General features: G+C 55.2%; 30 protein-coding genes. 11 read left to right on the top strand and 19 right to left on the bottom strand.

The genetic code is table 11. The annotated features are described in order from the left end of the window. Positions 1-48: 48 nt before the first annotated feature. The 6 genes from aspS to MVB78_RS09235 all read right to left on the bottom strand — a co-directional run bounded on the left by aspS (position 49) and on the right by MVB78_RS09235 (position 4,287). Positions 49-1,365: an aspartate--tRNA(Asn) ligase gene (gene aspS, locus MVB78_RS09210; RefSeq protein ID WP_297490618.1), complete on the bottom strand. Its 1,317-nt coding sequence runs from the start codon at positions 1,363-1,365 to the stop codon at positions 49-51. 57 nt (positions 1,366-1,422) lie between these two features. After that, positions 1,423-1,935 carry a KH domain-containing protein gene (locus MVB78_RS09215; protein WP_297490572.1) on the bottom strand — a complete coding sequence of 171 codons (513 nt, stop codon included), beginning with the start codon at positions 1,933-1,935 and terminating at the stop codon, positions 1,423-1,425. 83 nt (positions 1,936-2,018) lie between these two features. Then, on the bottom strand, positions 2,019-2,639 hold the full coding sequence (locus MVB78_RS09220; protein ID WP_297490574.1) for an HD domain-containing protein: 621 nt from the start codon (positions 2,637-2,639) through the stop codon (positions 2,019-2,021). 31 nt (positions 2,640-2,670) lie between these two features. Beyond that, the gene (locus MVB78_RS09225; RefSeq protein WP_297490576.1) at positions 2,671-3,330 is read right to left on the bottom strand and encodes a DUF2226 domain-containing protein; all 660 of its coding nucleotides are present in this window, start codon (positions 3,328-3,330) and stop codon (positions 2,671-2,673) included. 30 nt (positions 3,331-3,360) lie between these two features. Continuing rightward, entirely contained in the window at positions 3,361-3,714 is a 354-nt protein-coding gene (locus MVB78_RS09230; protein WP_297490578.1) for a roadblock/LC7 domain-containing protein, read from the bottom strand. A gap of 6 nt (positions 3,715-3,720) precedes the next feature. Continuing rightward, positions 3,721-4,287 (bottom strand): hypothetical protein, encoded by a 567-nt coding sequence (locus MVB78_RS09235; RefSeq protein ID WP_297490580.1) that lies wholly within the window; start codon positions 4,285-4,287, stop codon positions 3,721-3,723. A gap of 107 nt (positions 4,288-4,394) precedes the next feature. Between MVB78_RS09235 and MVB78_RS09240 the strand changes: the two genes are divergently transcribed. Beyond that, positions 4,395-5,237, top strand: a complete 843-nt coding sequence (locus MVB78_RS09240) for a hypothetical protein (RefSeq protein ID WP_297490582.1) — start codon at positions 4,395-4,397, stop codon at positions 5,235-5,237. After that, positions 5,170-5,535 (top strand): hypothetical protein, encoded by a 366-nt coding sequence (locus tag MVB78_RS09245; protein ID WP_297490585.1) that lies wholly within the window; start codon positions 5,170-5,172, stop codon positions 5,533-5,535. The genes MVB78_RS09240 and MVB78_RS09245 overlap by 68 nt, the downstream gene beginning before the upstream one ends. Here the strand turns inward: MVB78_RS09245 and MVB78_RS09250 are convergent. From MVB78_RS09250 to hxlAB, 5 genes are read right to left on the bottom strand one after another with little or no spacing between them, the layout of a single operon-like run. Beyond that, entirely contained in the window at positions 5,532-6,347 is an 816-nt protein-coding gene (locus MVB78_RS09250; RefSeq protein WP_297490587.1) for a DUF4392 domain-containing protein, read from the bottom strand. The genes MVB78_RS09245 and MVB78_RS09250 overlap by 4 nt on opposite strands. After that, positions 6,344-6,523: a hypothetical protein gene (locus tag MVB78_RS09255; RefSeq protein WP_297490589.1), complete on the bottom strand. Its 180-nt coding sequence runs from the start codon at positions 6,521-6,523 to the stop codon at positions 6,344-6,346. The genes MVB78_RS09250 and MVB78_RS09255 overlap by 4 nt, the downstream gene beginning before the upstream one ends. Continuing rightward, complete coding sequence (locus MVB78_RS09260) at positions 6,520-7,161, bottom strand: TIGR02253 family HAD-type hydrolase (protein WP_297490620.1); 642 nt, start codon at positions 7,159-7,161, stop codon at positions 6,520-6,522. Before MVB78_RS09260 ends, MVB78_RS09255 begins: the two co-directional genes overlap by 4 nt. Continuing rightward, on the bottom strand, positions 7,136-7,921 hold the full coding sequence (locus MVB78_RS09265) for a hypothetical protein (RefSeq protein ID WP_367271008.1): 786 nt from the start codon (positions 7,919-7,921) through the stop codon (positions 7,136-7,138). The genes MVB78_RS09260 and MVB78_RS09265 overlap by 26 nt, the downstream gene beginning before the upstream one ends. 31 nt (positions 7,922-7,952) lie before the next feature. Further along, on the bottom strand, positions 7,953-9,173 hold the full coding sequence (gene hxlAB, locus MVB78_RS09270) for a bifunctional 3-hexulose-6-phosphate synthase/6-phospho-3-hexuloisomerase (protein WP_297490591.1): 1,221 nt from the start codon (positions 9,171-9,173) through the stop codon (positions 7,953-7,955). 153 nt (positions 9,174-9,326) lie between these two features. Between hxlAB and MVB78_RS09275 the strand changes: the two genes are divergently transcribed. Genes MVB78_RS09275 through MVB78_RS09285 form a run of 3 tightly spaced genes read left to right on the top strand, consistent with a single transcriptional unit; the run spans position 9,327 to position 11,953 of the window. Beyond that, positions 9,327-10,310 carry a hypothetical protein gene (locus tag MVB78_RS09275; RefSeq protein ID WP_297490594.1) on the top strand — a complete coding sequence of 328 codons (984 nt, stop codon included), beginning with the start codon at positions 9,327-9,329 and terminating at the stop codon, positions 10,308-10,310. Positions 10,311-10,316: 6 nt separating this feature from the next. After that, the gene (locus tag MVB78_RS09280; protein WP_297490596.1) at positions 10,317-11,369 is read left to right on the top strand and encodes an ABC transporter permease; all 1,053 of its coding nucleotides are present in this window, start codon (positions 10,317-10,319) and stop codon (positions 11,367-11,369) included. Then, a complete protein-coding gene (locus tag MVB78_RS09285) occupies positions 11,357-11,953 on the top strand; it encodes an ATP-binding cassette domain-containing protein (protein WP_297490598.1) in 597 nt (198 codons plus the stop codon). Before MVB78_RS09280 ends, MVB78_RS09285 begins: the two co-directional genes overlap by 13 nt. On the opposite strand, the gene lrpA is transcribed toward MVB78_RS09285, so the two are convergent. Together lrpA and rlmD are read right to left on the bottom strand one after the other, a co-directional pair. Beyond that, on the bottom strand, positions 11,946-12,371 hold the full coding sequence (lrpA, locus tag MVB78_RS09290) for an HTH-type transcriptional regulator LrpA (protein ID WP_297490623.1): 426 nt from the start codon (positions 12,369-12,371) through the stop codon (positions 11,946-11,948). The genes MVB78_RS09285 and lrpA overlap by 8 nt on opposite strands. 71 nt (positions 12,372-12,442) lie before the next feature. Further along, entirely contained in the window at positions 12,443-13,690 is a 1,248-nt protein-coding gene (rlmD, locus tag MVB78_RS09295; RefSeq protein ID WP_297490624.1) for a 23S rRNA (uracil(1939)-C(5))-methyltransferase RlmD, read from the bottom strand. 118 nt (positions 13,691-13,808) lie between these two features. Between rlmD and MVB78_RS09300 the strand changes: the two genes are divergently transcribed. The 4 genes from MVB78_RS09300 (at position 13,809) to MVB78_RS09315 (ending at position 16,569) form a co-directional block, all read left to right on the top strand. Continuing rightward, positions 13,809-14,024, top strand: coding sequence for an ArsR family transcriptional regulator (locus MVB78_RS09300; RefSeq protein WP_297490625.1), 216 nt, complete (start codon positions 13,809-13,811; stop codon positions 14,022-14,024). A gap of 174 nt (positions 14,025-14,198) precedes the next feature. Further along, a complete protein-coding gene (locus MVB78_RS09305; RefSeq protein WP_297490628.1) occupies positions 14,199-16,190 on the top strand; it encodes a 1,4-alpha-glucan branching protein domain-containing protein in 1,992 nt (663 codons plus the stop codon). Positions 16,191-16,249: 59 nt separating this feature from the next. After that, positions 16,250-16,405: a hypothetical protein gene (locus MVB78_RS09310; RefSeq protein WP_297490600.1), complete on the top strand. Its 156-nt coding sequence runs from the start codon at positions 16,250-16,252 to the stop codon at positions 16,403-16,405. Further along, complete coding sequence (locus MVB78_RS09315; protein WP_297490630.1) at positions 16,375-16,569, top strand: P-II family nitrogen regulator; 195 nt, start codon at positions 16,375-16,377, stop codon at positions 16,567-16,569. The genes MVB78_RS09310 and MVB78_RS09315 overlap by 31 nt, the downstream gene beginning before the upstream one ends. Positions 16,570-16,586: 17 nt before the next feature. On the opposite strand, the gene MVB78_RS09320 is transcribed toward MVB78_RS09315, so the two are convergent. Continuing rightward, positions 16,587-17,321: an alpha-glucosidase gene (locus MVB78_RS09320; RefSeq protein ID WP_297490603.1), complete on the bottom strand. Its 735-nt coding sequence runs from the start codon at positions 17,319-17,321 to the stop codon at positions 16,587-16,589. A 155-nt stretch (positions 17,322-17,476) separates the two neighbouring features. After that, the gene (locus tag MVB78_RS09325) at positions 17,477-19,165 is read right to left on the bottom strand and encodes a Na+dependent transporter (RefSeq protein ID WP_297490605.1); all 1,689 of its coding nucleotides are present in this window, start codon (positions 19,163-19,165) and stop codon (positions 17,477-17,479) included. A 257-nt stretch (positions 19,166-19,422) separates the two neighbouring features. Here MVB78_RS09325 and MVB78_RS09330 point away from each other — a divergent pair, with 257 nt between their 5' ends. Next, a complete protein-coding gene (locus MVB78_RS09330) occupies positions 19,423-20,514 on the top strand; it encodes a thiamine ABC transporter substrate binding subunit (RefSeq protein WP_297490607.1) in 1,092 nt (363 codons plus the stop codon). On the opposite strand, the gene MVB78_RS09335 is transcribed toward MVB78_RS09330, so the two are convergent. Genes MVB78_RS09335 through MVB78_RS09350 form a run of 4 tightly spaced genes read right to left on the bottom strand, consistent with a single transcriptional unit; the run spans position 20,498 to position 24,466 of the window. Beyond that, positions 20,498-21,502: an ABC transporter ATP-binding protein gene (locus MVB78_RS09335; protein WP_297490609.1), complete on the bottom strand. Its 1,005-nt coding sequence runs from the start codon at positions 21,500-21,502 to the stop codon at positions 20,498-20,500. The two genes, MVB78_RS09330 and MVB78_RS09335, sit on opposite strands and share 17 nt — an antisense overlap. Then, a complete protein-coding gene (locus MVB78_RS09340; RefSeq protein ID WP_297490631.1) occupies positions 21,496-23,115 on the bottom strand; it encodes an iron ABC transporter permease in 1,620 nt (539 codons plus the stop codon). Before MVB78_RS09340 ends, MVB78_RS09335 begins: the two co-directional genes overlap by 7 nt. A 5-nt stretch (positions 23,116-23,120) precedes the next feature. Then, entirely contained in the window at positions 23,121-23,801 is a 681-nt protein-coding gene (locus tag MVB78_RS09345; RefSeq protein ID WP_297490611.1) for an HAD family hydrolase, read from the bottom strand. After that, positions 23,801-24,466: a DOMON domain-containing protein gene (locus MVB78_RS09350; protein ID WP_297490613.1), complete on the bottom strand. Its 666-nt coding sequence runs from the start codon at positions 24,464-24,466 to the stop codon at positions 23,801-23,803. Before MVB78_RS09350 ends, MVB78_RS09345 begins: the two co-directional genes overlap by 1 nt. 154 nt (positions 24,467-24,620) lie before the next feature. Between MVB78_RS09350 and MVB78_RS09355 the strand changes: the two genes are divergently transcribed. Further along, positions 24,621-25,653: asparagine synthase-related protein (locus tag MVB78_RS09355; RefSeq protein ID WP_297490615.1), on the top strand; the 1,033-nt coding region annotated here is incomplete at its 3' end.

Raw genomic sequence — 25,653 nt, forward strand, 5'->3', positions numbered from 1 at the left:
CCGGTAGCTCTTTTTAAATGTTGGAGAGGGAATATAAAGGGGTTGCGGTCATGGGGTGAGCCGCCTCCTGTCCCTCGGGAACAGTATGACCTCTCGGATGTTCGCCAGGTCGAGCATCTGCTTTATCAGCCTCTCAGCCCCGAGGCCGAAGCCCCCGTGCGGCGGCATGCCGTAGCGGAAGGCCCTGAGGTAGAACTCGAAGTTGGCTGGATTCAGTCCCTTCTCCCTTATCTGCTCTACAAGGATGTCAACGCGGTGCTCCCTCTGACCACCGGAGGTTATCTCAACGCCGCGGTATTCGAGGTCGAAGGCACGGCAGATCTCGGGTTTGCCGTCGTATTTCATTATGTAGAAGGGCTTCGCCTCGCTCGGGTACTGGTAGATGAAGTAGAGCGGCGCGTTCTCGTTCTCAAGCATGTACCTTCCGAGGAGTTTCTCACCCTCGGTGTCTACGTCATCGCCCCACTCCACAGTTTTGCCGAGGTCTGCCAGAATCTCAAGGGCTTTGCTGTAGGTAACGCGCGGGAAGGGCAGTTTAGGCTCCTCAAGCTCGAAGTTGAGGACTTTCAGTTCCCTCTCGTTGTGCTCGCGGACGTAACTGATCGTATAGGCAACAAGCCTCTCAAGGAGGTTCATTACCTCCTCCTCGTTCTCGATGAAGGCCATCTCGGCGTCGATGCTCCAGGCCTCATTTAAATGCCGGGTCGTGTTGTGCTCCTCAGCTCTGAAAATCGGAGCTATCTCGTAGACCCTGTCCAGACCGCTCGCCATCATCATCTGCTTGTAAAGCTGAGGGCTCTGGGCTAAGAAGGCGTCCTTCTCGAAGTACTTCATCGGGAAGAGCTCGGTTCCCCCTTCCGTGGCTGTTGCTATGATCTTCGGCGTGTGGATCTCAATGAAGCCCTCACCGTGAAAGAAGTCCCTGACTGCTTTGAAGACGTTCGAGCGGATCTTGAACATCGCCATGACCTCGGGCCTCCTGAGATCCATGAAGCGGTTGTCCAAGCGAGTGTCGAGCTCCGCTTTCACCTTGCCCGTGGGATCGAGGGGGAGCGGGCTTTCCGCCCTGCTGAGGATTTCAAGCCTCTCTGGGATTATTTCAAAACCGAGCTTGGCCTTGGGCGTGAAGTTGACGACCCCCTCGACAGCCACAACGTCCTCGCTCCTCAGCTTGGGGATGAGCTTGAATACCTCAGGAGCCACCTTCCTCTTGGGCGCGGTTACCTGAACGATGCCCTCCCTGTCCCTGATCCAGAGGAACTTTATTCCGCCGAGGTCTTTGATCTCCCACACCCAGCCCGCGACCTTAACATTCTTTCCGTTTAACTCCTCGGTTATCTCACTTGAGTAGTGCGTCCTCAGCATTGCCAACCCCCGAGAAAAGCCGTACACCGTGCTTTTAAAGTTAGCCCAAAAAGGAGGTCAAACAAAGGCTATCTTGACCTCCCTCCCAAGTATCTGGGACAGCACGTTCTCTAAGAGCTCCGGTTTTTCTGGGAGCTTTTTCCTCTCCCTGAAAGGAACCAGAACCTTGTACGCTTTCTCGCCGCCAGGCCGGTAGACCACGTTTATCCCGAAGATGCTCGCAGGGTAGAACAGGTCAGCGGCGAGCTTCTTGAGTTCTCCCGGGCTCCACGTGTCGAAGCCCTCAATGACCCTCACGCGCTTCCCCAGTTCTTTGACGAGGGCCTTGATGTTCTTCCCGCCCTTTCCGATGACGGTGGGGACATCACCCCGCCCGACTATCAAAACGATGAGGTCGCCGGCTTCAACGGCCTTCTTAAACTCGATGTCCACGTCACCGAGGAGCCTGTAGAGCAGGCGGGCGACCTTAACATCGAGCTCGGAGATTATACCCTCCTGGAGCTTTTTTTCATCAGCGGGACACAGAAGCCCATCGTTTTTTAAGCATACCTCACAGATCGGCGCTTTCATTCTCTCACCTCCAGAATGACAGTGAGCGGTCTACCCTAAATTCAGGGAGGCATTTAAAAACGTTATTATGGGAAAAAGCGGGGCTAAATTTCACCCTCGATCTCCCGCCCTATCCTCTCGATGAACTCGACGGTAAAGCGGTGCCTCCCCTCGGCGATCCTCCTGGCGGTTTCGGTGTACATGAGATCCCTCAGCTTCAGTATCTTCCCCTCGAAGTGCCTGAGTGAAGCATCTATGTCCCTCCCGTGCTCCCCGGAGTACATGAAGACCCTCGCGATTCCTATGGCTCCAATCGCGTCGAGCTTGTCCGCATCGCTCAGTATCTTAGCCTCTAAGGTCTCTGGCTCCGGCCCCCTCGAAAAGCGGTGGCTCTCGATAGCATGAGCAACGGCCTTTACCTTCTCCTCCGGGTAGCCGAGGCTCCTCAGGAAGTGAACCGCTATCCTGGCCCCTTCCACGGCGTGATCCTCAACTTTGCCCGACTCCTCAAGGGGCCTGGCTATGTCGTGGAGGAGCGCCGCTAAAGCGAGAACTTCGAGGTCGGCCCCTTCCTCCTTCCCTATGTGGAGGCAGAGGTTGAAGACGCGCTCGACGTGGGAGAAACCGTGCGTTCCCTCCCTCTCGAAAAAGCTCTTCGCAAACTCCCTCGTCTTCTCAATGAGCGCCCTGCTCCTCTCGTCGGGTATGAACTCCTCGAGCCTCATGCCCTCACCGAGTTAAAAATTTGGAGGAGCATTAAAAGTCTTTCTCAGCCTCCTTCTTTTCCTTAAGAAGTTTGAGGCCTTCAAGAAACATCCGGCTGTTTTGAACCGCATCTTCGCGAGAGAAATTGAGGGACTCATTAACAGCATATTTCCCTTCCCTGAGGAGATGACCCATCTCATGGAAGATCTCCCTGAGTGCAGCGTCACCGTGATGGGTGGAACCTTTAATTGCTCTGGCGGCTTTCACAAGCCCTTTATCTACATATACCGCCCACGCCTTCGACCCATCTTGGATCTTTACACCACCCTTATAGGTCTTCAGGAGGGATAGGAATGATTCAAGGTCACTCCCAGACGTTGGGCGGTCCCCTCCAAAGCCCACCCGTACCATGGGGTTTACCTTGAGTATTCCCTCCACATCCGCCTCGTAAATTTCAACGGCCTTTATCAGTCCATGCTTTACTGCCTCAGTGATTTCAAGGAACGCCGGCTTTCCCTCCATTGTGGTGTTTTCAATTATGTCCTCCACTATTGAACCAATGATTGCACCCCTCTTGGTCAGAATGTACCCGATTTTTATATTTGAATTACTCCTCCACGCTACCTTAAGGTAGCCCTCTCTAACCTTCCCAGTAAGCTCCAAGGGATCTTTGAAACCCGTTATGACATCTACATACTTTCCAGGCAACATTCATATCACCTTAAAAAGTTAAAGAAGCCCTCATAGCATTGAGGCAACTTTCTGGGCGTTCCTCTTAAGGTATATCCTGACGAGACCGAGGTTGACTTTTGGATCAGTGAGAACCGCCAATACAGCGCTTTCTCCGGCCTCAACGGTTATTATCTTGCCCTTTGGGGATTCGAGGGTTATCATATCAATGGCCTCTTCATGAAACACTTCCTTGGACACGTTAAGCGAGGTACCGTAGATAGTAGCCACCATAGCTGCCACGTTCTCCACGTCAATCGTCCTGTCGTTTGCCTGTCCTTCAATCAGAAGGCCATCCTTGCTGACGACCGCAACCCCTTTAACACCGTCCACCCGTAGGATGTCGGCAATCACATTCTCAAACATCCCACATCACCCCAAGATCATCATTTCAACTTCAACATGTTTTTCATCAACGTTTATTCCCTTTATTAGGACGTTCTTGCCGGAAAACTTTTTGATGGCAACGGCAATAGCGTTGGCCATTGGATAGAGTACTGGTTTCATTCCCTTCTTTTCAAGCAATTGGAGGGCGTAGAGGTCCATGGGGTTGTCAAGTTTTAGTGTAACCTTATTCCCATTGACGTCTATCTCCCCCCTCTCGGCAAACCCGAAAGTGTTTACCATGACCTCGGTAAAGCGGTTGAGTAGCTCCTGTGGGTCACTGCTTCCCTCAAAGTTCAGTCCGTATTCCTCCATCATTGCATGGAGGAGTTCCTCCCCTATGGAGTTCCCAAGACCCCTTGCGCCGGCACCAAGAACCCTGTAGATCCCGTAGAGTATCAGGTTGTTGACCTTTGTAGCCATCTCCTCAGACCTCTCATTCATTCTTTCCACGACCTTCGCCTCCGTCATTGGACCATCCCCATGTTTTTTTTTTTCAATCCAATATTTTGGATAATATCCCCGGGGATGGAATTCCACTATGTCAATAGGCATGTGAGGGGATTTAAAATTTATCCCCTCTTATTTGGATATTATTTCGTGATCGTGGATTGGAAGTGAAAAAGTTTAAAAACATTAGGGGAGGCTAAACCTGGACGGATATGAAACTCAAAGATGAAGATATAAATAAGATAATGGAAATGAGAAGGAAAGGCCTCAAAATCAGAGAGATAGCAGAGACTTTCGGAGTTTCTCCCAGGAGGATCCAGCAGGTGCTAAAGAACCCAGAGCTGAAAAGACCGGGGAGAAAAAGAATAGACCTGCCGGAGGAACTCAGGGAAGAGATAATAAGGATGAGGAACACCGGCTACACAATAGACGATATACAGCGAACCCTTAAATGTAGGGGGTATTCGATTTCAAGGTACAAGGTGTGGAAGACCATCAGGGAGCACAAGGAGCAGGAGTTCATAAAAGTTGTCGAGGAATTCCAGTTCATCTGCAACAGCCACTATCCAGTCTTTTTCCTCGGTGCATCCCCTCTGGTCTCATGTGAAGACGGGCGCTCATTAAAGTTCCTCCTGATCTGCAACGTGTCCGAGTGTAGGGTCCTCTATTGCAACGCCTTTGAATCCCTGAGCCTGAGGGATGTAATTAACGCGTTCGATTCCCACGCTCTCAGGTTCCAAAAGCCGGAGCTTGTAATTATACTTCCCACACCCCCTCTGGTTCCGACGAGGTGCTCTGGTAACAGGTTCACAAACCACTTAAAAAACTTGGGAATCCCCTACGTTTGGTTTCCCTACTCATTGAAAAAAGCATGCCAAGGAGAGATTGAACGAATCAAAAACCTTTTTAGGGAGAAATGCAGTTGCTCGCATTACATGATTAGAGAACTCAAAGAGAACTGCAAAGGACTCCTGGAGGTACATCAACATGGAGGTACTAAGAAGGATAAGGAAGTTTTTAAAAACCCGGACTGCCGAGGAAATAAAAAGCTTTGAAGATGCACTCGTAAAGGGGTATGGGTTTAAAAAATACCTCTACGCAACCTCCGAGGGTCTACCCGTGATGGGGAACTTCGAGGGATATGAAGAACTATCAGCAAAGGCCCCCGAGCTTTTTAAAGCGCTATCCGAGCTGGAACCAGCGAAAAAGTACACAATACTCGGGGAAAAAGGAGGTTACCTCCTGGTAAAGGTTACCCCCGACGTCCTCCTCCTGGCTGAGACTTCAAAGAAACTCTCAGCAACTGAGATTGAGGAATTGATAGAAAGAACGAAAAAAGAGCTCGGGCTTTAAACACTTTTAATCTTTTGCTTAATAATGCTACCGATGAGCCCCGCGATTTTCCTGTGAACCTCCATGCCAATGCCGTCAACGCTCACCTCAGCCCTTTTCGTGACGCCGTCTATTATCCCGGCCTCCGCTAAGGCCTCAACGATTTCGACCTCGTCAAAGTCCTCGAGCAGGTTCTTGGCCGTGAGCATGGAGGCCTCGGCTATTAAGCCGTAGGCACCCCAGTTGGAGACCGCTGAAGTTATAAGTTCGTCTGTTTCCACTACGCTCGCTATCTTCTCCCCGTGGGGGATATGCTTAACAACGAGCTCCCTGATTTTCCCCATCCCGGCTTCGTTGCCCCCGTCGCCTATTCCTATCGTAGGAATGCCAAGCCTCCTCGCCTCCAAAACAACCCCGTCAAAAGCTTCTCTCTTTACCTCCAGTCCGCTCATCGAGTAGTGCCTTCCATCGGCACTCCTCCCGGGCGTTTCAATGGCTATGACGAGGGAATACCCGGAAAGTCTCGGCCTCTCAACGAAGGAGTCCCAGAATTCTGTGAGCGCCTCTCTGATCTCGGGGTAGGTGAGTATATCGGCCCTCCCTCCGAGCTTCTCAACCGCGAGGGCAAGCGCCAGCGCCCCGGATGGGCCGTCTGTCTCCGGAGCCTGAGCGGGAGGTATAGGGAAGCCTGTTACTATGAGAACCCTGGAGGGGTTTTCAGTGAACTTAGAAGCTGCCCGGGTTAAAAAATCGAAACATCTTCTCCTGTAGTCAAGGTAGACCCTCAGGATTCCCCTGCCGCCGACGTCCGTGTTTATCAGGTGGGCTATCATTCCTCCACCTCGTAGACGACTACCCTGACCTTTTTGCCCTTGACAGCTTCCTTCAGCTTCCACCAGAGCTCCGTGGGCTTTTCTTCCCTGCGAACGAGTTCGTCGTTTTCCCTTATCTTCACCCGGCTCTCGTTGAAGGTGTAGAAAACGCCCTTAGTATCGAATATCTTCCTCACGTTCCCACCCCCAACAGTTTTATCAGCTCATGAAGGTTTCTAACCGTAAAGTCAGCCATGTGGAAGTCCCTCTCGCCGTTCCTGTTGATCCACACTGCCTTCATTCCAACGTTCTTAGCCCCGTAGACATCCTGCCAGAGGGAGTCCCCTACCATCACGGCCTCGTTCGGTTTGAGGCCCGCCATCTCCAGCGCCATCAGGAAGATCTTCGGATCGGGTTTTACGGTTTTCGCATCCTCCCTCGTCACTATAACGTCGAAGTATTTCAAGAGACCCGTCACCTTTAGCTTCAGCCTCTGGTACTCCGGGCCGCTCGTTATTATGCCGAGGAGGTACCTTTTCCTAAGGACTTCGAGGGCGGGTACGACATCGGGGAAAACCGTTATCCTGTGGGGATACCTCTCTATCAGCCTCTCGTACCTCATGTCCAGGCCGAAGAGCCCGAAGAAGAAGTTCCAGTCGTGCCACTCGTAGCTGTCCCTCCTTAGCACTATCTCCCTGAGGAAGAGCTCCCTCGCCTTATCCCTGCTGACCCCCAGCTTCTTCGCCAGCTTCTCGTACACTTGGGGAAGGAAGAGGGCCATCATAGGCCTCTCGCTCATGAGAGTGTGGTCAATGTCGAAGTACAGTCCCCTTATCACCTCTGACCCCCCAACCTTTAACGAGCAGCGCGAGTACCTCCATCCCCTCAACGGCGCCCTCGGCTACACCCCATATAACGTCCTTCTCCCTGAGGAGCTCCTGAAACCTGCCGAGTACGGAGTGGGCCTCCTTAAGGGTCGTCCCCCCGCTTATTAAGGTTATCACTATGCCCCTGTCCCAGATCCCCCAGTTCCACTCGAAGTCTATGCTCCTCAGGAGCCGGAGTATGCCGACGTTGCCACCCCTAACCGTTGCGAAGAAGTCGGCGTAGTCCACGTTAACGAGCATCTCGCCCTCAAGGGAGTCGTGGAGGTACCTGAAGGCCCTTGAAATACTCTCGGCTGCGAGCCCGTAGGCCCTCTGGATCGGGACGTCCAGCTCAAGAAAGTCCCACAGGGAATCGTAGAAAACTGTCTCAAAGCCCTCGGCCCATGCCGGCTTCTCCTCGGCCACCAGCTCCCTCTTGGGGGTGAAAACGTAGGCCAGGGGGGTGCTCCCCTCCGGAACGCTCTTCACTATCAGCTCCGCGATCTCCTCGTTAACCGGCTTGTCCTCAAAGACCACCCACACTATCGAGTTCGCGGGAAGGTTTGAGAAGAGCTCTCTCATTCTCTCCCCGTATTCCTCACTCCTGAGCAGGTAGAGGCCGGGGTTAATCCTCACCCTGATTGCATCGGACGTCACGCCGTCTACGACTCTCCCCCCGGTGCCCCCGATTCCGACAAAGACGTGGGTGAACTTCAGCATGCTATCCATAAAAAAGGGGAGGGGAAGCCTAATAAACCTTTCACTCAAGGGTGGCGTGCTTCTTCTTCATGTCCTTCTCTGTCTTCTGGAAGGTTGCCATGAGGAGGGCTATGACGCCGTCAAGGAAGATCATCGTCGAGTCCTCGAAGAGGGTGCCCATGGGGGCTATCCAGCGGTATCTCGTGAGCATCTGCCTCGCTATGTAGTCAGTGGGGACGTTGGCCTTGGTTCTTCCGGGTATCTCAACCGTGATGTCCGCGAGCCTTCCGAGGGGAGAATTGGGGTAGGAGGTGAGCGCGACCACCTTTCCGCCCTCCTTCTTGGCTATCTTCGCAGCGTCGACTATGCTCGTCGTCTCACCGGAGCCGCTTATCGCTATGAGAAGGTCACCGGGCTCGAAGGCGGGCGTTATGGTCTCACCCACGACGTAAACGTTGAAGTCGAGGTGCATAAGACGCATCGCGAAGGCCTTCCCGACGAGGCCGCTCCTGCCGGCGCCGTAGATGAATATCTTGTTCGCCCCTATCATTGCATCGACGAAGCCTCGAACCTGTTCGAGTTTCAGTATGTCCGCGACGTTTAAGATGTGCTCCGATATGTCCTTCATGGCCTTCCTTATCGTCTTCATGTAGTCGTCCCAGAAGAGATCTATTATCTTCCTCGTTACCCCCTCAGGATCCTCCGACTTGGTTATCGCGCCGCCAACGATGATTATAGTCGCGCCGAGCTCTATGACCTTTGGAATGGTTTCGAGGTTCAGGCCGCCTGCAACAGCGACCGGGACGTTAACGGCCTTCACAACCTTTTCGAGGTCTTCGAGGGGATTCTTACCCTGGGCCTGCTCGTCTATGCCCGTGTGGACGAGTATGTAGTGGACGCCCATCTTCTCAAGTTCCTTCGCCCGCTTAACCTTGTCCCCCACACCTATGAGATCCACCATGACCCTTATACCGTACTTCCGGGCCACATCAACGGCGTCCCGTATCGTCTTGTTGTCCGCAACGCCGAGAATAGAAACAACGTCCGCCCCGTGCCTCGCGGCCATCTCCACCTCAAGGGCGCCGGTGTCCATCGTCTTCAGATCGGCCACGATCTTTCTGTCGTGAAAGCGCCTCTTGAGGAGCTCGACGGCGCGCATGCCCTCCTCCTTGATCAGGGGCGTCCCGACCTCAAGCCAGTGGGCGCCGCCGCGGGCGGCCTTCTCAGCTATGGACATGGCCTCTTCAACGTCGGTAAGATCAAGGGCAACCTGGAGTATCATCCCTCTTCACCCGAGAAATTTTCAGTTTAAACTTACATGCCGGCTTTTAAAGCTTTGTCTCCTTCGATTGGCATGGAGATGTTAAGAGGTTTAGATGGAGATTTGAGTTAAGTTTTAATAGCATGATGTAGTACATGAAATGAGGTGGCCAGCATGAAGGGACGCTACTCAGTTCTTCTGGTACTATTGGTGATATCCTCAGTGGTGGCAGTCTCTTATTCCAGCGGCTGTGTGGGAGGTTCCTCGGGCGAGAAGAACTGGCTCGAGCTCGTGCCATCGGATGCAGTCTTAGCCGTCAACGTCAACCCCAAGGTCACAACGGAGGAGTCCTTCATAAGGGCCCTTAAGGAAGCAGGGTTTTACAACGAGTACATAGACGATGTGAATACCCTGAAGGAGAAAACGGGCATAGACATAAACTCACTGGAGAGGGCAATATTCGTCATGGAATCATCCGACGAGGAAAACTCAGCGCTCTACGCCGAGGGGAAGTTTGACGTTTCGCGCATAGAGCAGGCGATAGAGAAGGAAAACGAGACCTCATTGAAGCGCGGGGCTTACAAGGGGGTCGAGATGTACTACAGCGATGAGGCGAAGGCCGCCCTGGCCTTGACCAAGGACTACGTGATCGTCGGGAGGAGAGCCATCGTTGAGGACATGATAGATCTGATCAAGGGAAACGGCCAGTGGGCGAAGAAGTTCTCGGACATCGGCAAAAAGCTCGGTAGAGGGGACGTCGTTGTGGTGGCTGACTACTCCTACTTCTATGGCTCAGTCTCCAAGAACACCGAAGAAAACCCAAAGATAGGCTCCCTCGTGTCGGCCTCCTCGGCGGTTGACTACATAGGCATTAAGATTGACTTCACGAGCAGCGGCTACGGCATCGAGTTCCTCCTGCATGCCAAGGACCTCTCGTCGGCCAAGGAGATAAAGAACGACATAAACGCCAGCCTGACGCTCGCGGGCTCCTGGGTGAAGAGGATGCAGAACGCCAACATCTCATCGGTCGTTACGACGCTTATGAAGTCGATTAAGGTGTCAAGGGACGGTCAGTACGTCTCAATAAAGCTCACGCTATCAGAGGACCTCTTAGAGAGTCTCAAAGGGGCAATGGAGCGCCGCACAGTGGAATGGTGAGAGTAAGTGACCCGGTTCAAGAGGGCCCGGGCACTCCTCATTAAGGAGATCAGACTGCTCCTGAAGAGGCCGGCAGTCCTTTTTCTCCTCATTTTCGTCCCGATTTTCTTCGGCCTCGTCTTCGCCTCATACGAGAGCGCCATTCCTAAGGATACACCCGTTGCGATAGTTCTGAAGGGGAACGTGTCCCAGGATGAGGTCAAGGAGATACTCTCCATCGCGAGGACGTTCTCCAGCCCGACGCTCGTTCCCGGAATGAAGGAGGCAATAGACGGCCTCCAGAGGGAGAATTATTACGTCATAATTGAGATACAGAACTACACGGACCTATCCCACGGGAGCTACACCGTTTACTACGACGATTCCATGACGCCGGTGGCGTCGATCTCGGAGAACCTCTTGGAGATCCTGCAGATCAGGTTCGGTGGCGCCAGGATAAGGTCCGTGCCCCTTAACCGCCACGCCTCACTTCCAGAGTTCTTCTTCCCGGGCGTGCTCCTCATCATGGCGATGATAATCGGTATGGAAGTGGTTCCGGACAACACGATAGAAGACGCCCCCGTCCTGCCGAGGCTCAAGATGGTCTCCTCAATCTGGACGAACTTTTCGGTCAGGTTCCTCATGGCCATCGGACTCGCGTTCTTTCAGGCTCTCTTGGCGTTCCTCTCGTACCGCCTCACCCCGAACTCACCTAACTTCACACTGGCGGCGCTTTTTGTACTCTTCATGACCACCCTCTACTTGGCCCTGCTCGGCCTCGCCTTCGTCCTCGCCTTCAGGTTCGAGAGATACTCCAAGGGCTACCTCCAGGTAACCGCGGGCTTTCTAGTTTTCATGTCCGGAATGCTCTATCCAGTCGGCTTCTTCCCGAAGTCCCTCCAGTACCTCGCCCACCTCCTTCCAACTTACTACTCGACCGTTATGATGAGGGCCTTCATGTACCGCAGCGTCCACCCATCGCTCTTCTCGGACTACCTTGCCGTGATAACCCTGTGGACAATAGGACTCTTTCTCCTCGACCTACTCCTCGCCGGGAGGCTGAAGGAATGGGCACCCTGATCGTAGAGAACCTCTGGAAGGCCTACTCCGGAAGGGCCGTCATAAAAGGGGTGAACCTGAGGTTAGAGGACGGGGACTTCGTCTGCATCTACGGTCCCAACGGCTCGGGGAAGAGCACGCTGATCCACGCGATAGCCGGCCTTACAGAGTACTCTGGGAGGGTAGAGGTGAGGGGAAAGATAGGGGTCGCCCTCCAGGCCCCCACGATGCACCCCCGCCTCCTCCTCCGCGAGAACCTTGAGCTCTTTTCCAGCCTCTTAGGCTTCAGGATGGAGGAAGCCCTGGAGCTCTGCAAAACCTTGGGGCTCGATGGGCACCTTGAAAAGAGGTTCTCAGAGCTTTCTCACGGCAATAAAAAGAAAGCGGAGATCCTGCTGGCTCTCTTAGGGGAACCGGACATCATCCTGATGGACGAACCGCTGGTCTCGCTCGACTACGTCTCCAGGGTGGCCCTCCTTGGGCTCCTGAGGAGAATGAAGGGGAAGAAAACCTTCCTGGTCGTCACGCACTTCCCAGAGCTCCTCAGGGGCCTCTGCGACAGGACGTTTAAGATGGAAGATGGAAAGCTAACAGAGATCACTTGAACTTCTCGAGGATTATCGCGGGGCAGACCTTGGTTACCCCCTCTATCTTCCCTATTTTGTTGGAGATTATGTCGGAGAGATCCTCCCCGTTCTTGGCCCACACCTCGGTCATTATCATGTGGTCCCCGCTGGTCAGGTAAACCCTCCTCACGAAGTCGAACTCCTTGAGCTTGTTGGCAACCTCGAATATCCTCTCAGGGAGTGTGTCAACCCCAGTTAGGCTGACGAGGTTGTAACCGAGCTTTGACGGGTCTATGACCACTGTGTACTGCTTTATAACCCCAGCCTCCTCCAGTGCCTTGACGCGCTTCCTGACGGCCGTTTCGCTTATCCCGAGAACCTTGGCTATCTCTGTGAAAGGCGTTCGGGCGTCTTTGGTCAGCATCTCAATTATGACCTTATCCCTCTCATCCAGCAACTCCTCCACCTCCGCTACTAATTTCAAACTATGTTGGGATGGTATATTAACCTATTGGTTCAATCCTAACACTACCCTTTCAGCTTCACCACGACCTCAACGTGGGGGGTGTGGGGGAACATGTCGAGGCCAACCGCCTCCTCCACCCTGTAGGCTCCCCTCAGCTCCCTCAGGTTCATGGATAGTGTTCTCGGATTGCAGGAAACGTAAATAAGGTTTTCGGGTTTGTCCTTGAGAAGCCTCTTTACGAGCCTCGGGTGGAGCCCCGCCCTCGGCGGATCGACTATTACGGTGTCGTAACCGTTGAGGTCCTCAACTTTCCTGTCCTCCCCAACCTCAAACTCGGCCTCCACGCTGTTGAGCTCAGAATTTAGGTTTGCCATCCGAACCGCACACGGGTTCACTTCAATCCCCCTAACTTTGAAGCCTCTCTTCGCGAGGTACACCCCAAAGGTCCCAACGCCTGAGTACAGGTCGAGAACCATCTCACCCTCCGCCAGAGAGGCCACCGTCTTGAGTAGATTAACGGCCTGGTAGCTGTTGGTCTGGAAAAAGGAGTTCGGGTGTATGAGGTAGGTAACGTCCCCGAGGGTCTCCCTTATGAACTCTGCTCCCCAGAACCTCTCAACGTCCCCGTAGGAAACATCGCTCTCGCTCCTGTTCACGCTCCAGTAGATGGAGGTGGCGTAGGGGAAGTATTCCGGGAACTCCCCTGGGAGACTCCCCTCCTTCGTGACGAGGTTCACCATCAGCTCACCCGTGAACTTCCCCTCCCTGATGACGATGTACCTGAGGAACCCGCTGTTCTCCCGGATCCCGTAAGCAGGCAGGTTAAAATCGGCCATGAAATCCCTGAGCGACCTGAGAACCCTGCCGCTCGCTTCGCCGAAGACGGGGCAGGATTCGATGTCCACCACGTCCCACCAGGTGCCGTACCTCCTGAAGCCAACCCCTTTTGTAGATATGACAACATCAACCCTGTTTCTATGCCCAAATATCTTTGGTGAAGGGATCACACTGACATCCATATCAAGGGCCTTCTCAAGCACCGACCGTTTAAAGGAGAGCTGCTCCCTGTAAGGTACGTGCTGGAGGAGGCACCCCCCGCAGAGGCCGAAGTATGGACAGCGGGGCTCTATCCTGATCCCGGAGCCCTCTATGAGCTCGAACTCCTCCGCTATTAGAATCCTCTTTATCCTCCTCAGCTTCGTGACCCTAACCCTATCCCCCGGGGCTGTGAAGGGGACGTAGATCTTTCTCCTCCCATCCTTAAGTATCCCGAGCCCGTTCTCAGCCAAGCCCTCGATCCGGCCCTCCATCCTCATCGTGGCACCTTGAGAAGAGGGTTTATAAACCCTTGCCGTTGTCACCCCGCCGAAATCTCCCCAGCAAAGTTTATTTAGTGTAAGCTCGTAAGTTAATACGGTGCCTGCCGGGATGTTTGGAAGGCAGAAGGATGTTGTATACAAAGTTCTCGCAACGAAGAAGAGGGTTGTTGCACTCCAATCCCTGAGCGCTGAACTTGAGACCCCCATGCCGACCCTTCTCTCAACCCTAAAGCAGCTCGAGTCCGATGGGCTGGTTGAGGTGTTCTACGGCAGGAAAAAGGCCAGCATCCTCGTCAGGGCAAAGACCCTTGAGGACTACGTCTGATCGCGACATGCCCCCTCCACCTTTCTTTTTAACCCGGGAAGGCGTTCAAAGCCGGCTCCTGTGTCCGCTGGCACGGCATTTCAATGGTCTCAACTTTAGGAATGTTCATCAGGGCACCCCTTGGTTCAGGAAACGTTAAAAAGGGAAAGATCTATAACACTCGCGGTGATACCTATGGGAGGATACTTCACGTTCGTCCTTCACACGCACCTACCCTACGTCCGTAAACACGGAAAGTGGCCGTTCGGGGAGGAGTGGCTTTACGAGGCCATGAGCGAGACCTACCTGCCCCTGCTTATGGAGCTGGAGAGGCTGAGAGCCTCGGGGGTCAGGTTTCAGCTGGTCATCAACGTAACGCCCGTCCTTGCGGAACAGCTCGCGGACGACTACGTAAAATCGGAGTTCGAGAGCTACCTCCTCAGGAAGATAAGCCTCGTTGAGAGGGACTTGGAGTCCGGCAGATACGATAGAAAAGCCGTCCTCTCAAACCTCGAACACTTCAGAAAGGTCTACGACTACTGGAAGGCCATAAACGGTGACATAATCGGGAAGCTCAGGGAACTCCAGGACTCCGGGTACATCGAGGTCATAACCTCCGCAGCAACGCACGGCTACCTCCCGCTCTTGGGAAGGGAGGAGTCCATAAGGGCCCAGATAGGCAACGGCGTTCTGACTTACGAAAAGCACTTCGGAAGGAGGCCGAGGGGGATATGGCTCCCCGAGTGCGCATACCGGCCCGGCGGGGAGTGGGAGCTCCCAGACGGAAGGACTGTGGAGAGAGAGGGGATCGAGAAGTTCCTTGAGGAGTTCGGTCTCGAATACTTCATAGTCGAGAGCAACCTCATAGACAGGGGGCCCGTCGGAAAGGGCTACGGCGACATAGAGCCTTATGAAGGTGAGAAGAACACCCTAAGGCCGTACTGGATAAAGGGATCGAGGATAGCGATCTTCGGCCGCAACAGGGAGACAGGACACCAGGTCTGGAGCGCACACTTCGGCTACCCCGGCGATTTCTGGTACAGGGAGTTCCACAGGAAGGCCGAGGAGAGCGGGGGCCAGTACTGGAGGATAACAGGGAAGGACGTTGACCTCGGTGAGAAGGCATTCTACGACCCGGACAAGGCGAGGGAACGCGTTGAAGAGCACGCGAGGCACTTCGTCTCACTCGTGGAACAACTCCTAAGGGAGTTCGAGGAGAAAACGGGGGAGCGGGGCATAATCGTCTCACCTTACGACACGGAGCTCTTCGGGCACTGGTGGTTTGAGGGCATCATGTGGCTTGGAAGGGTTCTCGAGCTAATGGAGAGCAGGGGAATCGAGCCCATCACCCTCTCAAAGTTCCTCGAGGGCTATTCCGGAGAGAGGTATGAGATAGAGCCGCCCGAGGGCTCGTGGGGAGCGAACGCAGACCATTCGACCTGGTGGAACCCGGAGACTGCGTGGACCTGGGAGCACGTCTACCGCGCGGAGGACAGGATGGTGGCGGTGGCGAGCAGGTTTTACGGGAGGGAGGCGCTAACGGATAGGGCAATTGAACAGCTCGCGAGGGAGCTTCTGATCTTGGAGGCCAGCGACTGGCAGTTCCTCATAAGCACGGGGCAGGCCAGGGAGTACGCCGCGAGGAGGGTTCTGACCCACAGCAGGGACTTCCACAGGCTCGCAAACGAAATCGTGAAGAGAGTCAAAAAGGGGGAGTTCAACGCGGCCCTCCTCGAGGAGCTTGAGGAACGCGACAACCCCTTCAAACCCGTTGCCGTCGCCTACTACGTGAGCGAGAATCCACCCAAGCTTGAGGAACACGTCGAGCCCCCCGAGCTTCCGGCGGAGGAGAACAGTGGGGGAAACAGAGGGGCGAAGGAGAGGGCCTACGCCACGGCGATCTCCAGTGAGGGCGCTAAAACCAGCACAAAGGCGGCGAAGACGAGGAGGAGTATGGTCAAGGCGAGAAGAACCAAGAAAGCCGTCTCAAAGAAGAGGGAAAACCGGAAGAAACCCGGGCGAGATCTCCTCTCGATAAAGGGCATCGGGCCGAAGACCCTTGCCAAGCTTAAGGGGGCTGGGATTGAGAGCACCGACGACCTCAAGCGTGCGGACCTTGAGGAGCTGGCCAAAAAGACGGGGATATCAATAAAGCGCCTCAGGAAGTTCGTCAAGCAGATTCCCTGAGCCACCTCCCCGAACCGCTTTCGAAAGCCTTTTCTTGACTTTTCCTAAAACTAACTGTGATGCCCATGAAGAAGGTGGAGGCTATTATCAGGGCGGAGGATTTTAACAGGGTCAAGAGTGCCCTAAAACAGATCGGTTCCCGCTCACGGCCTACCCCGTCCAGGGAAGGGGGGTTCAGGGAGGAATACCGCCCTACGATCTCCTCCCGAAGATGAAGGTTGAGATCGTCGTGAAGGACGGTGACCTCGATAGGGTCGTCAGCACGATCATCAGAAACGCGAGGAGTAGCAGCCCCGGAGACGGCAAGATATTCATAAGCCCGGTTGAGGATGCGATACGCATAAGAACAGGGGAGAGGGGCAACGAGGCCCTCTACTGAGGGCATCAACGCCAATCTCACAGGAAAGCGTGGCGGTGCCTGTAGAGGCCAACCGTGCCGTCGAGTAGCAGGTAAAGCTCCACAAGCGAGATCAGGAGCAACACCGTCAGATAACCCCGGGCAAAGGCCGTGCTCTTTCCGAGGTGGCCGGCTATCTCTGCTATCTTAGCGGGGTCGCGCAGCGTCCGCAGGGAGTAGGTCATCGCCATGAACCCCACGACTAAGGGTATAGGGAGAGCGGAGTAAGCTAAGAGAAGGCCCAGATGCCCCCTGCGCTGGAGGGAGAGCATCGAGAGTATTATCGGGATCGCAAGGATCAGGGCGGTTATCGCGATGAACTGGTTGAGGAACAGACCGCTTAGCACGAAAAACAGGGTCATGCCGAAGATGTACTTCCGGTAGACCTTCTTAAGCTCCTTGAGCTTATCGGGGATGAAGTCGTACTCGGCAGACAGCGAGTACTGATAAATCCTCCCTGCCATCCGCAGGTAGTTCTTTTTGCCCTCCCTCTCAATGCCCCTGTCAGTGCTCATGGCCTTGAACTCCTTGGCCTTCTTGAAGAAGAACTCGGCCAACTCCTCGTTGTCCTTTACCGCCCGCTTTGAAAGCTCCCGAAAGTTCTCGGCTGCCCCCGCTATTTTTCTCTTCAGGGCTTCCTTCTCCCTACCGCTGAGGGTTTTCAGCCGATCTATGCGCTCTAAGGCCGACTCAAGAACCTCGGCTGTATCGAGCAGAATTCCAGAACTCCTCACCTTTATCCCTCCGGAGGAAATAAAAAGAGGGGGTTTAAGACCCTTGTCCCCTCTTCTCGGCTTCCAAAAGCCTGCCTATGCTCCAGCCCATAAGGGCAAAGATAACAAACCAGGCGGTCAGCATGTAGATGACCCAGCTTCCCATTTCCACCACCTCAGACCCTTATGATGACCTCGTTCTTCTCCAGCTCCTCGCCGTACTTCCTCTTGATGGAGTAGTAGCTCTCTATTGCCCCGATGATGAACATGACTATTATAGCTGTCCACGGTGCTATGCCTATTCTTCCGCTGACAAAGCTCTTGAAGGTGCCGACGAGCGGGAGCAGCAGGAGTATTGGCGCTATGTACAGGATTATCGGCTTGTACCAGCCGGGCACCGTCATCCATGCACCCTCGTGGAGCTCCTTCCAGAAGTTGCCCGGTTTGAAGAGGTACACCGCCACCACTATATCAACCAGCGCGAGCAGAGTCAGCTGGAAGCTCACCCAGCTGTCGAGCTGATCCATGTAGCCGCTGATGTAGACCACCGGGAGCCCCATTATCAGGTAGATGATGAAGACTATCCAGGTGCCTATGCTCCTCTTTATGTTGAGATCCTCCTCAAGCAGTGCCGTGAGGTAGTTGTACATTGCTATCGCAGAGGTGAAGCCAGCGAACCAGAGCAGGAGGAACCAGAGTGCACCGAAGGCCTTTCCAGCGTCGCCCATGCTGACGAACGCGTTCGGCAGGTTGACGTAGGAGAAGCCGAGGCCGAACGTCCTTCCGATAGCCCCAAGACCGATGTCCTTGTGCTGGGCTAGTGCGGACAGTATGGAGTTCCAGTGCTGGTTGAGATAGTTGGAGATCATGGTGGTGTTGCCGCTGCTTGCAATGTTCTGCGGAACACCTAATGTCATAAGGGTCTTGGAATCGCTGCCAAAGGCCTTCATGATGAGATCCGGGCTGATTATCTTGGTGAAGTAGGCTGTTGCAAGAGGTATGGCTATTGAGCCACCGAGAACGACCTCTGCGAACTCGTTGAGCGAGACAGTCGCGATACCCGAGAGGGCAACGTCATCCTTGGGCCCGAGGTAGCTGGCGTAGTTCTGGATGATGCCCATACCGAGGGAGAGCGTGAAGAATATCTGCCCCGTCGCCGCGAGCATAACGTCCCAGAGGTGGGCGCTGAGGTAGCTCCAGTTGGGGCTCCAGATGAACTTGAAGCCGTCTATGGTGCTCCAGTTGGGGTCAATAGGTGAGCCAAGGACAAAGATGTAACCGACCAGGAGTATCGCGAAGAGGTACAGGAGCGGCATCATCACCTTGACCCATCTCTCAATGCCCTTGCTGACGCCCTGACCAACTGCTATGGCGAGCAGAGCCACGGTTATGCCCCAGAACAGGAAGATCTCACCGTAGTTGCCGAGGTAGTTGCTGAAGAACTGGCCGGTGTTGGTTCCGAAGTAGGCACCGGTTATGCTGAACCACGAGTAAGCCGCAGACCAGCCGATGAGGTGGAGGTAGTAGCTGTTGAGCAGCACCGTCAGGCTGAAGGCGAGCATTCCAGCGAAAACGCCCCACCAGAGGGCGCTCCTCGGCTTGACGCTCTCCCTGGCCATGAGGTAGTACGTTGGACCGAGGGTACCGTGACCATATTTGCCACCGTAGCGACCGGCGACCCACTCAACCCACATCACGGGGATACCGAGGAAGAACAGCGCTATAAAGTACGGTACCATGAAGGCGCCGCCACCGTTCTGGGCAACCTGCGTTGGGAACCTGACGAAGTTGCCAAGGCCAACCGCGTTCCCGGCCATGGCCAAAATCAAACCCAATTTCGTTGCCCATTGCTCCCTCTGTTCCAAATTTATCACCCCCTGCTTTGATCAGCAGCCCAAAAAAATCAAACCCACGGGGAAAGGCTTGGGCAGTACTTAGTTTGAACCATGAATTTAAAACTCTTTTGGAATTTTCTTACATATTCCAACATCTTTTAGGCCGAATTTTTACTTTTTGGAATTCTCTTCGGAAACGTCCCACCCCAGTATCGTCCAGCAAAGTTTATTAACCCCTGAAAAAATCGGTTCTTGAAAAAGACAACCATGTTATCGGAGGGGATAGGATGAGGTATAAAGCACTCGCCATAGGTCTGGCACTCATTGTGGTGTTCTCCCTCGGCTGCATTGGCTCCGGCGGGGGGAATGCAAGCACCTCAAAGTCCACGACCCAAAAGTCGCAGACCCTCGTGGTTTACTCCTACGACAGCTTTCAGGACGTGGCTAAAGTCATCATACCGAAGTTTGAGAGGAAGTACAACGTCAAAGTAGACCTCATAACACTCGGCGACGCTGGAAACGTCCTCAACAGGCTCATCTTAGAAAAAGACCATCCCAAGGCAGACGTGGTCGTTGGTATCGACAACAGCCTCGCGGCCAAGGCGATAGAAGCAGGAGTCTTGGAGGTGTACAAACCAAGGGACTTAGGTGCGGTTCCCAAGGATCTCGTAGAGGGGTTGGACCCAACTTATCACCTCGTCCCGTACGACTACGGCGCGATAGCGATAGTGTACAAGAAGGACAAAGTCAGGAACCCGCCGAAGACTTTCGAAGACCTCCTCAAGCCCCAGTGGAAGAAGAGCCTTATCTTAGAGGATCCAAGGACGAGCTCAACCGGAATGGCCTTCCTGCTCTGGACGATAGCCGCTTATGGCGATCCAGGATGGCTCTACTACTGGGAGAAGCTCAAACCGCAGATCTACCAGATAACCAACGGCTGGGACTCCGGATGGGAGATGTGGGACAAGGGCGAGGCCCCGCTCTTCGTCAGCTACGCTACGGACCCGGCCTACGATGCCTACTACAAAAACGGCAGCGAGCCCAACATAGGGGTAGTCCTGCTCAACGGCACCGCCTACGTCCAGATCGAGGGGGCGGGGATAGTGAAGGGGACCAAGCACAGGGAGCTGGCCGAGAAGTTCATAGACTTCCTGCTGAGCAACGAGGCCCAGAGGGAGATACCCCTCCACAACTGGATGTTCCCGGCGAGCGATAACGTTACACTGCCGGAGGTTTACAAGTACGCGGTTAAGCCTGGGAAGATCGTAAATCCATCGCCAGAGGAGATAAAGGCGAAGCACAACGAATGGGTCAAGGAGTGGGTCGAGCTAATGATCCAGGGCAAGAGCCCCGAGGAGATAATCAAGGGGAGAGGATGAGGTAGTCCCCCACCCTCACACCCACTTTTTTTGGAACCCGCTCCGGGCTGAAGGGCAGCTCAGGGATGAAGCGCTCTGCAACGATCCTCTGCCCCTCCACCTCCAGGAAGAGCCTCATCCTCCCGGGGAGGAGTTCGTAGTCAACGACGTCCGCTTCTTCACCCTGCATTATGAAAACGCTCTCAGGCCTGAAGAAGACCCTCACCTTCCCCTCTCCTTCAGTATCAAAGCACAGGCTTCCGAGGCAGGCCCTCCCGTTCTTGGCCTCAAGAAGCAGAATGTTTCCTGTTCCGAGGAAGCGCGCCACGAATTCGTCCTTAGGACGGTAGTAGAGCTCCAGGGGCCTTCCAACCTGGATTATCCTCCCGTCCTTCATAACGGCTATCCTGTCGCTTATCGCCATGGCCTCCTCCTGGTCGTGGGTAACGTAGACCGTTGTGACCCCGAGCTCCCTCTGGACGCGCTTTACCTCACCCCTCAACCTCTCCCTTATCTTGGCGTCGAGGTTGCTCAGCGGCTCGTCGAGGAGGAGGAGCCTCGGCCTTATGATGAGGGCCCTGGCTAGAGCTACCCTCTGTTGCTGGCCGCCGGAGAGCTGCTCAGGGTAGCGGTTTTCAAGGCCCTCAAGGCCAACGAGCGAGAGAACCTCCCTCACCTCTCGCTCGATCTCAGCCTTTGAGAGCTTTCTAAGCCTCAGCCCAAAGGCCACGTTATCAAAGACCGTCATGTGGGGGAAGAGGGCGTAGTCCTGGAAGACTATCCCTATGTTCCGCTCGTAGGGCGGCCTTTTGGTGACGTCCTCACCGTCAAAGAAAACCCTCCCCTCCGCCCGTTCGAAGCCGGCTATGATCCTCAGCGTAGTTGTCTTGCCGCAGCCGCTCGGTCCGAGGAGGGTCATGAACTCGCCCTCCCCCACCTCAAGCTCAGGGATGTTGAGTTCAAAGCCCTCGCGCCTCAACCTGATGCCCTCAAGCCTGAGCCTCACCATACCTCCTCACCCGTTCTCTCGATGACTAAAAAACCGGCCATACTCACGAGCATCAAAACGACAGCCATCGCCGATGCCGGCCCGAACTGCCTTGAGCCGAGGTAGCGGTAGATCGCTATGGTCACCGTGGTGTATTTGGGCTGGTAGATCATGTACGTTGCACCGAGCTCGGCGACGCTCATGGCAAAGGAGAAGACGGCGCCGACTACGATGCCACCGAAGGCCAAGGGGAGCTCGACTTTAAGAAACGCTAAGAGGTCGCTGGCCCCGAGGCTCATCGCCGCCTCCCTCAAACTGGGCCTCACCTTCTTCAGCGCCGCCGAGACGGCGCGGAGGGCGAAGGGATAAGCTATGGTGGTGTGGGCGGCTATTATGAGGAAGGGACTGCCGAGGAGGAGAAGGGGCGGCCTGTGGAAGGCCTTGATGTAGCCGAGGCCGATGATTATAGCAGAGGAGCCGAGGGGAAGGGTCGCGAGCACGTCGAAGATGATCTTGCCAGGTAGATCCCATCTCCTGGAGGAGTAGGACATCGTCAGGGCTATCAGGGTGGCTAAGAGGACGGTGGAGAAGCCGAAGACGAAAGTCCAGATGACGGCGTGTAGACTGTCCGAGCCGAATATCGGGTTGTAGGAGCTCTCAAAGAGGTGGCGGTACCATTTTAGGGTAAAGTGACCGCTGGAAGTTAGGGAGTCGTAAAAGACCGCGAGGAGGGGAGCCAGTATGAAGAGGAAAACGATTAGCGAGTAGAGGACTATGCCGGCCCCTCTAAGGCCCCTGAAGTCCGAGAGGGTGAGCTTCCTCGGCCGCTGAAGAACCCTCTGCTCCTCCGCTTTGGAGTATGCATCAAGGCTCTTGAGGTAGAGGTACATGAAGGTGAAGCTCAGGCCCATCTGGAGAACCGCCAAAGCCGCCCCCGTCCTGAAGTCGAGCAGGGTCATTATAGACGTGAAGATGGCCACCTCTATCGTCCCGTACCTGTAGCCGCCGAGGATGAGGGGGATGGCGAAGCTGAGGAAGGAGAAGATGAAGGTGAGCATGGAGGAAGCGAAGATAGCCGGGTAGAGCATCGGGAGGGTGACCCTGCGGAAGAGGGTGAAGCCCCTCGCCCCGAGGCTTTCGGCTGCTTCTTCGTAGTGGGGGTTTATCCTCGCCCAGAGCGAAGACACCATCCTGACAACGACCGGGAAGTTGTAGAAGGCGTGGGCAAGGAGTATGGCCTTCCACGAGTAGAGTACTCCGAGGTCGCGGCCGAGGAGGGAGGTTATGAAGCCGCTCCGCCCGAAGAGGAGGATGAAGCCGAGGGCGACCATTATGCTGGGCATGACGAAGGGAACCGTTAGGAGGGCCTTGAGGAAGCGCTTTCCCGGGAAGTCGTACTTGGCGAAGAGATAGGCCCCGGGAAGGCCGAGGAGCAGCGTTAAGACCGTCGAGCCAATGGCCTGCTCGATCGTGAAGAGGATAACGTGGCGGTAGTAGGGATTGGCCAAAACCGAGGAGAGGGAGCCCCACGAGAGGCCGTCGAGGAGTATCAGGGCTATCGGGTAGTAGAAGAAGAGAACGAGAAAAAGAAGGGATGGAAGCAGCAGGAGAACCCAGAAGCGCCTGCCAACCATCGCCCTCACTCCAAGCCCTTCTCCTGCCGCACCCTCTCTATCACGTCGAAGATGCTCCAGAGATCCCGGATGACGTGTAGGTGGGGGATCAGGGCTAACTTTTCCCTGTTCTTTTCCACGAACCTCGCGGTGAAGGGGAAGTAGTACCAGACGTACTCCGTGTTCCCGTCGCCGTGCCCAATGAAGCGCCAGGGCTTGTCGTCCACCCAGATGAATGTCTCGTCGCCGTACCTCTCGCGAACCAGCTTAAATGCATCCTCAATCGTCATCCCCCTGCCGAAGACCACGACGTCGTCGAAGAGGTCGTAGAGGCCGGCCATCTTCATTCTCCGCGCCTTCATTCCGTCTATGAAGTCCTCGGCGGAGAAGGATATGACGGTGTGACCGGCTTCCCTGAGCCTCCTGAGAACCTCGGGTGCATCGTCCAAGGGCTCAGTTAGCCTGGCCCTCTCCTCGAACCAGGTTTCAAAGAACTTCGTCCTCAGAAAGAAGGGTGGTCTCGACTTCTTCCTGTGCTTTCCAAAGGCCGGTCTCTCGAACTGGAGCTCCACCTTTGTCAGCAGCTTCGCCCAGAGCCTCTTTCCCGGGAGCCAGCGGCAGCGCTTTTCGAGGGCCCTCCTGAAGGCCTCCTCGATCACGGTGTAGCTGTCAACAACGGTTCCGTCGAAGTCAAAGGCTACTATCATCAGCCCACCTCCGCGTAGAAGCTTCCGGCTTTAACGTGCATCGACAGAAAGTCGTCCTCAAGTGCGTAGGCCCAGATGACCCTGAACTTCCCAGCGGACGGTATCTTGAAGTCCCACCTGTCCCCTGTGTCGAGCTTCCTCGAAAACTCCACAACGGTGTAGTCCGGCCCCTCGGACCCCCCATAACTCAGCACGTCGTCGGTTCCTCCGTATATCCCATCGGGATTGTGGGGGCCGGAGAAGCCGGTTGAGTATTCGTCGCTTACCGCGACGGTTCCATTGGGGAAGACGTAAGCTATAACTACGTCAGCTCCCTTCATTCCCTTCGTTCCCCCGAAACCAACGGCCAGCCAGCCCCTCGTGGGCGCCCTCATGCCGACCATCAGCGTGCCGTTCTCGGCCCTGAGGTAGAGCTCGAAGTCCCCATCCTTGTAAGCCCTCTGGTACTCGCCCTCCCCTATCACACCGTCTGGCTTCCAGGGCACGACCTCCCGCTGGGTAGATCTCGGGGAGGGTTTTGAGGGTGTGGGTGACTGAGGGCTGCTTTTTGGAGGGGACGGGGAGGTCCCTTTTGAAGGGGAGCCCTTAGGATGGCCGGTTCCCACGACCATTACGGCCAGGATTACCGCTACCGCCAGCACGAACAGCGTCTTCTTCCACATCATGGGGGGCCTACGCGGGGCGCGTTAAAAAAGTTGCCGTCGGCCACCCAGTGAAAGCCCACCCTTAGGATTGCACAGCAGGGGAGGCCAGCTGGAGAAGCCCCCGCATAGGCGGGAACTTTTTTATTGCCCTGCTCGGATTTGGGGCGGGATAGCCATGTGCCTGATAGCAGGGGGCGTCAACGGAAAGCTGAGGGAAAAGTTCATCAGGATGATAGAGGCTGGAAAGCACAGGGGGCCGGACGGGTTTGGAGTGTGGACCGATGAAGGCTCCATGAAGGGCTCAGACTTCTCAGAGGTGGAATCCATCCCGGAGGGAACCGTGGGGATCCTCCAGTGCCGGCTCAGTATGACGGGCTCAAAGGACTACATCCAGCCCTTCTTCAACGAGATCGTGCTCGCCCACAACGGTGAGGTCTACAACCACATCCAGCTCAGGGAGTACCTGATTAGGAGGGGAGCGCGCTTCGAGAGCAACGTCGACAGCGAGGTCATACTCAGACTGATGGAGCTGCTTCTTGGGAATGGCCTGAGAGCAGAGGAGGCAGTCAGAAGGGCCATGCTCATGATAGAGGGTGACTACGCCGTGGCCTTCTTTTACCGCGGCAAGATATACCTCTTCAGGGACCCCCTCGGGATAAGACCCCTCTACTACTCCAAAGGCGGCTTCTTCGGCAGCGAGAGGAAGGTGCTCTGGGCTATCGGGGAGGAGGCAATCCCAGTGAGGCAGGGAGAGCTGGTTGAACTGTCCGAAGGGGGCACCGTTAGGAAGGGGCTCCTAAGCCCCCTCGAACTTACACGGGGGAAAGTTGGGAAGCTCAATGAAAAGACAGCTGTGAAAGCGATTGAAACCGCTCTCCGCTACTCAGTCCGCCTCCGGGTCGGTCGGAAGACGGGCGTTCTCTTCTCAGGGGGGCTTGACAGCTCGCTGCTCGCCCTAACCGCCTCGAAGTACTCCGATGTAGTCCTCTACACAGCAGGCATTGAGGGGAGCCCCGACCTTGAGTGGGCGAGGAGGGCGGCCGAGAACTTGGGGCTCGAACTCAGGGAGGCCGTCTTTGGCAGGGAGGAGGTTGAGAAAGAACTGGAGAGAATAGCATTCGCAATAGAGGAGCCGAACCCGATGAACCTCGCGATAGCGATCCCCATCTACTTCGCCGCAAAGGCCGCCCGCAGGGACGGCGTCAGGA

It is taken from the genome of Thermococcus sp. (assembly GCF_026991495.1).
Lineage (GTDB): Archaea > Methanobacteriota_B > Thermococci > Thermococcales > Thermococcaceae > Thermococcus.